At 37.3% G+C, this 10,337-nt stretch carries 11 protein-coding genes; 3 read left to right on the top strand and 8 right to left on the bottom strand.

The genetic code is table 11. From position 1 onward, the window contains the following. Together G440_RS20975 and G440_RS0111370 are read left to right on the top strand one after the other, a co-directional pair. Window positions 1-562: type IX secretion system membrane protein PorP/SprF (locus G440_RS20975; RefSeq protein WP_157417946.1), on the top strand; the 562-nt coding region annotated here is incomplete at its 5' end. A 176-nt stretch (window positions 563-738) separates the two neighbouring features. Further along, window positions 739-1,248 carry a gamma carbonic anhydrase family protein gene (locus tag G440_RS0111370; RefSeq protein WP_026451423.1) on the top strand — a complete coding sequence of 170 codons (510 nt, stop codon included), beginning with the start codon at window positions 739-741 and terminating at the stop codon, window positions 1,246-1,248. Window positions 1,249-1,281: 33 nt separating this feature from the next. Here the strand turns inward: G440_RS0111370 and murI are convergent, their stop codons facing one another. The 8 genes from murI to G440_RS0111330 all read right to left on the bottom strand — a co-directional run bounded on the left by murI (window position 1,282) and on the right by G440_RS0111330 (window position 9,469). Then, window positions 1,282-2,073 carry a glutamate racemase gene (murI, locus tag G440_RS0111365; protein WP_026451422.1) on the bottom strand — a complete coding sequence of 264 codons (792 nt, stop codon included), beginning with the start codon at window positions 2,071-2,073 and terminating at the stop codon, window positions 1,282-1,284. A 90-nt stretch (window positions 2,074-2,163) separates the two neighbouring features. Then, on the bottom strand, window positions 2,164-2,673 hold the full coding sequence (locus G440_RS0111360; RefSeq protein ID WP_026451421.1) for an OmpH/Skp family outer membrane protein: 510 nt from the start codon (window positions 2,671-2,673) through the stop codon (window positions 2,164-2,166). 74 nt (window positions 2,674-2,747) lie between these two features. Next, window positions 2,748-3,590 carry an OmpH/Skp family outer membrane protein gene (locus G440_RS0111355; protein WP_026451420.1) on the bottom strand — a complete coding sequence of 281 codons (843 nt, stop codon included), beginning with the start codon at window positions 3,588-3,590 and terminating at the stop codon, window positions 2,748-2,750. Window positions 3,591-3,629: 39 nt separating this feature from the next. Beyond that, complete coding sequence (locus G440_RS0111350) at window positions 3,630-6,242, bottom strand: BamA/OMP85 family outer membrane protein (RefSeq protein ID WP_245574853.1); 2,613 nt, start codon at window positions 6,240-6,242, stop codon at window positions 3,630-3,632. Continuing rightward, entirely contained in the window at window positions 6,211-6,954 is a 744-nt protein-coding gene (locus G440_RS0111345; protein ID WP_026451418.1) for an undecaprenyl pyrophosphate synthase, read from the bottom strand. The genes G440_RS0111350 and G440_RS0111345 overlap by 32 nt, the downstream gene beginning before the upstream one ends. Before the next feature lie 5 nt (window positions 6,955-6,959). Then, entirely contained in the window at window positions 6,960-7,682 is a 723-nt protein-coding gene (porG, locus tag G440_RS0111340; protein ID WP_026451417.1) for a type IX secretion system protein PorG, read from the bottom strand. A 178-nt stretch (window positions 7,683-7,860) separates the two neighbouring features. Then, window positions 7,861-8,745 (bottom strand): NAD kinase, encoded by an 885-nt coding sequence (locus tag G440_RS0111335; protein ID WP_026451416.1) that lies wholly within the window; start codon window positions 8,743-8,745, stop codon window positions 7,861-7,863. A gap of 67 nt (window positions 8,746-8,812) precedes the next feature. After that, window positions 8,813-9,469: a CBS domain-containing protein gene (locus G440_RS0111330; protein WP_026451415.1), complete on the bottom strand. Its 657-nt coding sequence runs from the start codon at window positions 9,467-9,469 to the stop codon at window positions 8,813-8,815. A 141-nt stretch (window positions 9,470-9,610) separates the two neighbouring features. On the opposite strand from G440_RS0111330, the gene G440_RS0111325 reads away from it, so the two are divergent. Continuing rightward, the gene (locus tag G440_RS0111325) at window positions 9,611-10,324 is read left to right on the top strand and encodes a pyridoxine 5'-phosphate synthase (protein WP_026451414.1); all 714 of its coding nucleotides are present in this window, start codon (window positions 9,611-9,613) and stop codon (window positions 10,322-10,324) included. Window positions 10,325-10,337: the final 13 nt, after the last annotated feature.

Raw genomic sequence — 10,337 nt, 5'->3', positions numbered from 1 at the left:
GATCGCGGGGATCGTCCAGAGCACCTCTTATTTTAATGTGGATGCGGGGGTATCCTATAACTTTTTGGACTTCTCGGCCCATTTTACGGTAAAGAACATCATCTTCCAGAACCGTTCCATCTACACGGAGAAATATGAATCCAACAACCAGCGGAAGTACCTATTGTCGGCGGCCTATGCCATTGGCAGCTTTGATGCGGACTGGAGCTATGAGCCCTCCTTTCTTTTCCAGTGGAGCGAACGAATGGGGGAACAGGCGGTGGACATCAACTTTAAGGCCTATCGGAAAATGGACTTCGGAGAGCTCTGGGGCGGGCTTTCCTACCGAAGGAGCCTGGACGGCGCCGAATATCGCAGCGGGATGGAGACCAAGGGGCAGAAGCTTAATTACATTACCCCGGTGCTGGGCATCAACTACAAGAACTTTTTGTTTGCCTATACCTATTCCTACCAGAGCGGCAACGTAAGGTTCGATAACGGCGGCTACCACCAGATTACCCTGGGTTATGACTTTGGCGGAAGGGGGGAACCGTATCAATGTAACTGCCCTGGGATAAATTGATGTGTTTTTGAAAATAATATTAAAACCTGATGCAATTTAATGCTTCAGGTTTTTCGATTTAAAGACTATTTCTATACCAAATAAGCCTTTTGTTGGTATTTGTTCTTATCAAGAATCTAATGCACCTATTATTGATTAATTATTTATATTAATCTTCAAAATCTAAAAAGTAGAAAATGATAATTAAAAGTGTAAATGGCAAACAACCACAGATTCCTAAAGATTGTTTTATCGCTGAAAATGCTACCATTGTTGGTGACGTTGTTATGGGGAGTGAATGTAGTGTATGGTTCAATGCAGTAATTCGCGGGGATGTTCATTCTATAAAAATGGGAGATAAGGTGAATGTTCAGGATGGAGCGGTGATTCATGCAACTTATAAAACTTCTCCCACGACTATTGGCAATAATGTATCCATTGGGCATAACGCAATAGTTCACGGCTGCACGATTCACGATAATGTACTCATAGGAATGGGAAGTATCGTTATGGATGATTGTATCGTTGAAAGCAACACGATAATAGCAGCGGGGGCAGTGGTCTCAAAAAATACTAAAGTTGAAAGTGGTAGTATATATGCTGGGATTCCTGCAAAAAAAATAAAAGACATTAGTCCAGAACTTTCTAAAGATGAAATTGAACGTATTGCGAATAATTATGTGATGTATTCGGAATGGTTTAAATAAAAGGAAGTGATTATTGGGTAGTCAATAGTTTCATTAAAATTCAATTTTATTTACGGAAATACTTTCAGAATAATCCTTCAGAAGAAATCTTAAGGTATTCGTTTTTACATTGGTATAAAACTGAAGCCTTGGTTTTATGTTTTCTTCGCGTAGCAGGTTTAAACTTTGAAGAACAATTTTTGTCTGTCTTGCAACTGCTTCCCCAGAATCGATTATTTTTACATTTTTAGGAAGTATTTTTTGCAATTGAGGAATCAAATAAGGATAATGGCTACAGCCCAAAACCAAAAAATCAATATTTGCATCAATCATTGGTTTGGTATGTTTTTTCAGCAGAGAAATCATTTCGGGACTGTCGAGTTTTCCTGCTTCTATTAATGTTACCAGTCCTTCTCCTATAATCTCCACTACACTTATATCTTTTGTGAATGCCTGAGTTGTTCTACTAAAAAGCGCGCTACTGAGCGTTCCTTTTGTGGCTAAAATACCTATGCTCTTTGAGTTGGTTTGCAACGCGGCTGGTTTAATGGCTGGTTCGATACCAATTATTGGAATTTCATAATTTTCGCGTAAGGTTTCAATGGCATTTGTTGTGGCGGTATTGCAAGCAACTACAATAATCTTACAACCTTGTTCTAAAAGTTTCTCGGTGTTTTTAATACTAAGAGCGGTTATTTCGGCTTCAGATTTATTTCCGTACGGTGCATTTTTACTATCTGCAAGGTAGATGGAGTTTTCAAATGGTAAAAGTTTATGGATCTCTTGCCATATTGAAGAGCCACCAACTCCCGAATCAAAAACACCTATTGGACTATTTTTATCCATTTCGTAAATTTAACTAATAAGTTCAAATTATGGCAAAAAAAAACTGCCACTTAATTAAGTGACAGTTTTTAAAATAAGTTTTAAAAAGAATTACATTCCCAATTCTTTTTTAACATCAGCCATAAGGTCTTTTCCATCGGCAAGGATTACACCACTGCCTACAGTGGAATCCAATACGTATTGATATCCCTCGGCCTTGGCAACTTTTTGAATAGTACTTTGAGCTTTTTCAAGGATAGGCTTAAAGATGTCTGTTCTTTTTTTATCTAAGTCCTGAAGGGCTTGCTGTCTATAAGACTGAATATTGTTTTGCATTCCTTGAACTTCTTCTACTCTTTTTTGATTCTCTTCATCAGATTTTCCAGCCGCCTCGCCATCATATTGTTTCATTTTGGTGTCAAGTTCTTTGGCCATTGCCTTAATCTCTGTATCGTACGTTTTTTGCACTTTTTCTAACTGGCTTTGCGCTGCTTTGTATTCTGGCATAGCTTCAATTAATTCTTGTGCATTGATATGAGCAATCTTTGATTGGGCATTAACAAAACTTGTAGCTCCCACAAAAAGGACCATTGCAACTAATAACGTTTTCATTTTTTTCATTGTAAGTGTATTTAATTTAAGTGTTGTTTTAAAGGTGTAAAATTATTGATTATTAATTTAATTTATTCTTCAACCTATGGTGTGTTTTTTCGGTTTTGACGCGCATCTAGAATTGAGTCTTTTCTTTTTTCCCGCTCCTCAATTAAACGTTGACGACGTGCTTCAAATTCAGCTTTTTTCGCTGCTCTAATTGAATCACGTTCCTTTTTTCGCTGCGACATCATTTCTTCGCGCTCGTTCTTTTTAGTTTCAACTATCTCTTCACGTTCTTTTTTCTTGTCTAGAATGGCTTGTTCTCTTTCAGTAACTGCTCCTTCTTCTTCAAGTGATAGTTTTTCGCGTTGTTCTATTTCGCGTTTTTCTTTTTTATTTTCAGCTTGAACTCTTCTACCTGCGCGTTCAATACTTCTAAGAACCAAATCGCTTACGTCATTTCTTTTTGCTGCGAATAGCATCACGACATCTGCCGATTTATCAAATATGAAATCGTACTTTTTATTTTCGGCAACTTCCTGAACAATATTGAAAACCTGATCTTGGATAGGCTGAACTAACTGCCTTCTTTGAATCATCAAATCACCATTTGGACCAAAACGGTCTTGTTGATATTGAAGCATTTCGTCTTCTTTAATTTGAATTTCCTCTTCTCTTTCATCAATCAATTCCTTAGTTAATAGAACCCGTTCATTGGCAAGGTTCAATTTCATTTGATCGATTTCTTTCTGTCGTTTTTCAATGTCTTTTTTCCAACGTTGAACTTTTCCTTCCAACTGTGTGGAGGCTTCTTTGTATTCGGGAACACTTTCCAAGATATATTCCATATCAATATATCCAATTCGAACACCACGTTGTGCTTCTGCCATGAAGGTGAAGCAAAAAAGAGTAAGTGTGAGAAATAGTAATTTTTTTGTCTTCATATTATTTGGTTGTTGTTTAAGAAAATATCGTGCCAAGTTTTAAAATTGTTGTCCAATTATAAAACTTGTTTTCCATCCATGGGGTTCATTACCGCCCAAAACAGGATCAAATCCATATCCAAAATCGATACCTAATAACCCAAATGCTGGCATAAATATACGTAATCCTGCACCAGCGGAACGCTTAAGCTCAAAAGGATTGTAATCCTTAAATTTATTATAAGCTCCTCCACCCTCTACAAAACCAAGAACATATATGGATGCCATCTGCTTTAATGTTACAGGATATCTTACCTCTAACGAAAATTTATTGTAAATCGTACTTCCGTCTCCATCAGATAGTGATTGATTGGGGTAACCTCGTAATGCAATCACTTCCCTTCCATCTAAACTATAAGCTCCCATACCATCACCACCTAAAAAGAATCTTTCAAATGGAGGTACGCCACGATCATTGTTGTAGGCTCCTAAAAATCCTAGTTCAGTACTGGTTCTAAGAACGAGTTTATCAATTAGTCTTGTGTACCAAGTTCCTTTAAACTTAACCTTATAATACTCTAACCATTTGAAGCGCTCTTGATCAATTTCAGATATTCTTTTATTGGCATCTACATAATTAGGTGCATCGCTAGGAACTAATAGAAGATCTGCTCTTTCGTTCTTAAGTGATTTATAATCTACGTTATTCAATGCAGAAAAAGGGGGAGTTAACTTAGCAGTTAGACTAAATTCAGAACCTGATGTAGGGTAGATCGGGTTGGTTGCTGTATTGTTTCTACTAATACCTACGGTGTAGGCTAGGTTGTTTGAGTAACCGTCGCCAAATGTAAATAAACCTGTATTATAATTATTCAAGTTGTAATGCTGAAAGCTAATGGCATTGGACCATACGAAATAATCATCAGGCCATTTCACTTTTTTCGCTAAACCAACAGACCCACCTGTAATTGTAAAGCTTCTTGATTTGTCTGCACGTCTATTGTTGTAATCGTAAAAATTTTGAATAGTATGGGAGAACGAAGTAGATAGCTGTACTGGCTTTCTTCCCCCCAACCAAGGCTCGGTAAGTGATAGGCTATAGGTTTGGTAATATCCACTCGCTTGGGCACGTAGCGATAGCTTTTGACCGTCACCCATAGGAAGAGGTTTGTATGCCTTAAGGTTGAAAAGATTGCGAAGAGAAAAGTTGTTGAAGGAAAGACCAAGTGTTCCTACAAAACCTCCACCGCCATAACCTCCTTGAAGTTCTATTTGGCTTGAACCTTTTTCCACTACTGAATATTCAAGGTCTACAAGTCCCGCGTTTTCATCAACCTTTTTGAAGTTGGGTGAAAGTTGTTCTGGGTCAAAAAATCCTAGTTGTCCCAATTCACGAATGGTTCTTACTACATCACGCTTGCTGTATACCTGACCTGGACGCGTTCTTAATTCTCTGTAAACAACATGGTCGTTCGTGCGGTCATTTCCTACTACTGTAACATGATCAAAATGGAAAAGGTTACGCTCCATGATCCTAATTTCAAAATCGATGGTGTCATTTCTTACCGCCACTTCAACGGGGTTTATTCTTGCAGCAAGATAACCGTTGTTTTGGTAAAGATTGGTGATGTCTTCGGCATCCGGTGCAGAATCATCTTGAATACGTTCTTTGAGCATAACGCCGTTATAAACGTCTCCTTTAGTAATTCCGAGTACTTGACGCAATTGGCCATCGGTAAAAACACTATTTCCAATAAATTTAATTTCTCCGAAATAATATTTATCTCCTTCGGCAAGTGAAAGATCAAGCACTACGTTCTTTTTGTCGAGCACTTTTAGAGTATCACTAACGATTCTCGCGTCTCGGTAACCGCTGGCTTTATATTTTTTAAGAAGTGATTCTTTGTCTTCTTCAAAGCCTTCTTCGGTATATTTTGAGCGTTTCCAAACACGGAAGAAGTTTTTTTGTTTTGTTTTTTTCATAAAACGACGCAACTTGCTGTCGCTGAATTGTTCGTTTCCTTCAAAATTTATCTTTTTAACCTTTACCCGTTTTCCCTTTTCAACAGCAATTATCATGTTTTTTGAAACTTCAACACCGGTAGAATCTAGCTCTGGAGTAGTGGTAATGGTTGCTGTTGTATTATAAAAACCATTTTTCTTGTATTTGTTTTCAACATAGTTCTTTGTTGTCGTTACAAGATTTTCGGTGATTTTCTTACCTGCTTTAAGGTCATTATCCTTAATTATTTCCTTTATTTTTGATTTACGGACACCATCACCCATAATAGTTACCTCATTAAGTTTTGGTAACTCTACGATATAAAGTTCGAGATCTACATTGTCACCTTCAATATTGGTAACATAGAAAGCGATATCGCTAAATAAGTTTTGCTCCCAAAGTTTTTTGGTTACTTGGCTTAGTTTTTCACCTGGAATATAGATTCTGTCACCTTTTTTAAGGCCAGTAAATGCCACGACGGTCTGCTCGTTAAAGCTTTGCGCCCCAGTAACGGTTATTTCGTTTATGGTGTATTTTCGACCGCTGTCAAGTTCTTTTTGCTGAGCCTGTAGTGTAAAAACGGAAAGTATTGTAAATAATATAATACAATAAGATTTTCTGTAAATATGCAATAGGGAACTATTCTTTAATTTGTTCACTGGTTTTTCCAAATCTTCTTTCTCTGTTTTGATAATTTAATATTGCTTCAAAAAGATGGTCTTTAGTATAATCCGGCCAAAGTGTATCAGTAAAATACAGCTCGGCGTATGCTAATTGCCAAAGCAGAAAGTTGCTGATACGCTGTTCTCCACTGGTGCGGATCAATAAATCTACATCTGGTAAATTTTGCGTGTAAAGATGATTATTTATTACCGTTTCATCAATATCGTGCGGCGAAATTAGGTTATTTTTAACTTTAAGACTAATCTCTTTTATGGTTTTTGTTATTTCTTCCCTAGAACCATAACTTAGGGCTAGGGTGAGGGTCATTCTCTTGTTATTCTTCGTTTTAGCAATTACGTCAAGGAGTTCCTTATGTGCCTTTTTCGGCAAAGCATCGAGATTGCCAATAGCGTTGAGTTTGATGTCGTTCTTTGTTAAAGTCTTTATCTCTTTTTTTAAAGAGGATACCAAAAGTTTCATTAACAATTCAACTTCTAATTTAGGCCGATTCCAATTTTCTGTAGAGAAGGCGTAAAGCGTTAAAAATGGAATTCCGATTTCGGCACATCCTTCCACGATTTCCCGAACCGCTTTGCTTCCATTTTCATGACCGATAGACCTGAATAGACCTTTTTGCTTCGCCCAACGGCCGTTGCCGTCCATAATGATGGCTAGGTGTTGTGGAAGTTTAGTTTTATCAATAGTGTCTTTAGAAGTCATATTTTTTAAAAATCGCAATAACAAGGTAGTCTACCAAACGCGAAAGTAAGGGTTATTCCTGTAAAGACATACCAGTCGTTATTATTGATGTTACCAAATTGTCCAGTTGGATTCTTGTTCTTTCTTGTAGCGCGGTTGCTGCCGTCCAAATTGTCGGTAAAAGTATAGCGTGCGCCAATTTCAAAACCCATAAAGGCATTTGGGGTCAGTCGAGCTTTATAGCCAAGAACCATGGGTATGGCAAAGGTTATTTGGTTTTGAACGCTTTCTTTTGGTGTTGTGCCATCGCCCATACCGAGTCCGAAGCCTTTATCTAGCTGGCCGGAATCATCGTATATAAAGGTAGTTAGACCCGTGTATAGATAGGGTGTAGAGATGGCTCCACCGCTGTGCACATTATAATCCCAAAACGTATATTCTAAACCTATGGACACCTCCTTTATTGAATTTTCAAATGAATAGTCACGTTGTTGTCTGCGACTGTTATTACTTTTTGAATCGGATCCCTCTAATTTAGCATAAAGAAATGAAGCTCTGAAAGAGTGTCTTGGGCTGCGATTCCATTTCACGATTCCACCTAAGGCTAGTTCATTGGGGTTAATGTAGGAGGTATTACCTATGTCACCAATATAGTTGGCGCCTCCAATCATTACACCTACTTCATAGGTTTGTGATTGGACCGATAATACCGTTAAGAGTATTAAAAATGCAGTTGCGAAATACTTCATATACTTTAAAAGTTTGCAAATATAATAATAAACTTGGCTTGACAGAATTCTAAGCGCAATTGTCTCTGTTGATTAACAATTTTTGACGCATTTTATTGTCTGTTTATCGAGAATATGCAACTAGTTTATGACAAGTTAATTAAACTATTCAATATAAAAAATAGAAGTTGGTGCTTTGTCAGTTCCTCTTGTCTTCGCCCCACAAGAGTTTTTTGCGAAGGGTTTTTATAAAACTATCGTCATTTAGTTGAAGTAGCTTTATTGTGAAAGGAGCTTTTTTTATAATAATACTCGTCTCGTCTTCCAAGGTGGCGATTCTGGAGTCCATGGATGCCAAAAAGCTATTTTCACGTCCAGAAACTTTCAAAGTGATTATACTGGAATCGGGAATTACCAACGGACGAGCGTTTAAATTGTGCGGAGCGATTGGGGTAATTACAAAAGCATTGGTATGTGGTTCAATAACCGGGCCTCCGCAACTTAGGGAATAACCTGTAGATCCTGTGGGAGTTGCAACAATTAAACCGTCAGACCAGTAAGAAGTAAGATGTTTGTCGTTTACCAAGGTTTCCACTTTTATCATAGAAGTAGTATTACGTCTATTAACGGCAACCTCATTTAATGCGAAACTTAGCGATTGTATTTCATCACTCTTTGGAACGGTTTCTACCGTGAGCAAAGTCCTTTCAGAAATAGCATACTCACCTTCAAGAATTTGATTGAGACTTTCAGTCATTTCTTCTTTCTGAATTGTTGCTAAAAAACCAAGCCTTCCAGTATTAATACCAACAATTGGGATGCCAAGGTCTCTAACAAAGGTAACAGCTTTCAAAATAGTTCCGTCTCCACCAATACTAAAAAATAGATCGAAGCTTTTGTCCAATTTTGTAAAAGTGGAGCAATTCGAAAAGTTTTTCGTGATATCTTGATTTCGGTTTATAATTTCAAGAAAATTTTCTTCTATAAGCACTTCTGCAGCTCGCTTTTGAAGCGCATCCAATAACATCTGGATATAGATTTCCGCGTTTTCGTGATAAAATTGTCCGTAAATTCCTATTTTCATTTCACTAAAAGTTGATGCTATTGCTCTTTTTATTTTTTTATTTTACTGACCACTGACCACTGACCACTTAGATGTTAAGGTATTTGTCCAAGTATTCCGAGCGTTCCTTTAGGTCTTCTAAAAATTTGTCTTCTTCGTGATGGCTTATCACATTGTAGTTATATCTTCTAAAAGTTTGAACAATGCTGTTCATTGCGGTATGTCCAACTTTTACGGTGAGTTGCACGTTTTCATCCGTCATTTTTGAAATGAATACGCCAAAAATCCTTGTTCCATTAGATTCTACAATTTGGCAAACCTCGCTAAAAGAATAATCTTGAAGTCCTTTTTGGACTACAATGATTCCACCAGTTTCATTCAAAAAAGGCGTATTGTTGAAAAAACTCATAATATCACCCAATTCATAATATCCCAAATATTTATTTTCCCTTCCCAAAACGGGCATAATGTTAGTTTTGTTTAACGCAAAAGCTTCCAGAATATCCAACCAGTTGGTGTCTTCCAGCACGTGAAAAGGCTCTAAGGCATATTGAAAATCTGCTAAAGTTTTGTTGTTGTCAAAACAATAAGCGTCATTTTCGGAAACACAGCCTGCAAAATGTCCATCTTTTTCCACGGGTACGTGTGAATAGGTAAGCTGATTGAAAACAATTTGTACGTCTTTAATCTTTGTTGAAACGTCAAAAGGCTCAATATCGTTAATTATATAATTAAGGGTTTCCATCACAAATTATTTTTAACGCAAATTACTTAAAATAAAGGTTCGTTCACATCTTGAAGGTTTGTATTTTTGTTAAAAATCCTTTTACCTATCGGAGAGGTGGGGTTTTTAGCGAATCAACAAATCCCGAATTAAGAAGATAATATGACAAAACTAAGCGTAAACATAAATAAAATAGCCACGTTGCGAAACGCCCGTGGAGGGAATGTGCCTGATCTTTTAAAAGTCGCAAAGGATTTACAGAGATTTGGGGCACAAGGAATTACAATTCATCCTAGACCCGACGAACGCCATATTCGATATCAAGATGCGTATGATTTAAAATCTATTGTTTCCACAGAATACAATATCGAAGGAAACCCAATGGATAATTTCACGAAAATGGTTTTAGAGATAAAGCCCACGCAGGTTACTCTTGTTCCAGACGCGGTAAATGCGATTACCTCCAACGCAGGCTGGGATACCGTAAAACACAAAGATTATTTAAAGGAAGTTATTTCTGAATTTAAACGAAATGGAATACGCACTTCCATATTTGTAGATCCAACCTTAAAAATGATTGAAGGCGCTGCCGAAACCGGAACAGATAGAATTGAGCTATACACCGAAGAATTTGCCGACCAATATGAATTGGGAAACAAAGAAGCCATAAAGCCATATACTGCATGTGCGATTCTTGCCAACAAACTGAATATTGGAATCAATGCAGGCCATGATCTTTCACTAGAAAATATTAAGTTTTTTAAGGAAAACATCCCGAACCTTTTGGAGGTTAGCATTGGGCATGCACTTATTAGCGAAGCGCTTTATGATGGGTTGGAGAAAGTTGTTGTGGGATATTTAAGAAAGCTTGCATAATGTTTTTGCTTTA

The sequence above is a fragment of the Aequorivita capsosiphonis DSM 23843 genome (assembly GCF_000429125.1).
GTDB classification, from domain to species: Bacteria; Bacteroidota; Bacteroidia; order Flavobacteriales; family Flavobacteriaceae; genus Aequorivita; species Aequorivita capsosiphonis.
The sequence above is the reverse complement of the archived record's forward strand: the minus strand, read 5'-3'. Positions and strand labels throughout refer to the sequence as shown.

Excerpts from the sequence above, each read along its gene's own strand:
- murI (WP_026451422.1), bottom strand. The coding sequence starts at position 2,073 with ATGGATAAAAATAGTCCAATAGGTGTTTTTGATTCGGGAGTTGGTGGC.
- G440_RS0111335 (WP_026451416.1), bottom strand. The coding sequence starts at position 8,745 with ATGAAAATAGGAATTTACGGACAATTTTATCACGAAAACGCGGAAATC.
- G440_RS0111330 (WP_026451415.1), bottom strand. The coding sequence starts at position 9,469 with ATGGAAACCCTTAATTATATAATTAACGATATTGAGCCTTTTGACGTT.
- G440_RS0111355 (WP_026451420.1), bottom strand. The coding sequence starts at position 3,590 with ATGAAGACAAAAAAATTACTATTTCTCACACTTACTCTTTTTTGCTTC.
- porG (WP_026451417.1), bottom strand. The coding sequence starts at position 7,682 with ATGAAGTATTTCGCAACTGCATTTTTAATACTCTTAACGGTATTATCG.
- G440_RS0111370 (WP_026451423.1), top strand. The coding sequence starts at position 739 with ATGATAATTAAAAGTGTAAATGGCAAACAACCACAGATTCCTAAAGAT.
- G440_RS0111345 (WP_026451418.1), bottom strand. The coding sequence starts at position 6,954 with ATGACTTCTAAAGACACTATTGATAAAACTAAACTTCCACAACACCTA.
- G440_RS0111360 (WP_026451421.1), bottom strand. The coding sequence starts at position 2,673 with ATGAAAAAAATGAAAACGTTATTAGTTGCAATGGTCCTTTTTGTGGGA.
- G440_RS0111325 (WP_026451414.1), top strand. The coding sequence starts at position 9,611 with ATGACAAAACTAAGCGTAAACATAAATAAAATAGCCACGTTGCGAAAC.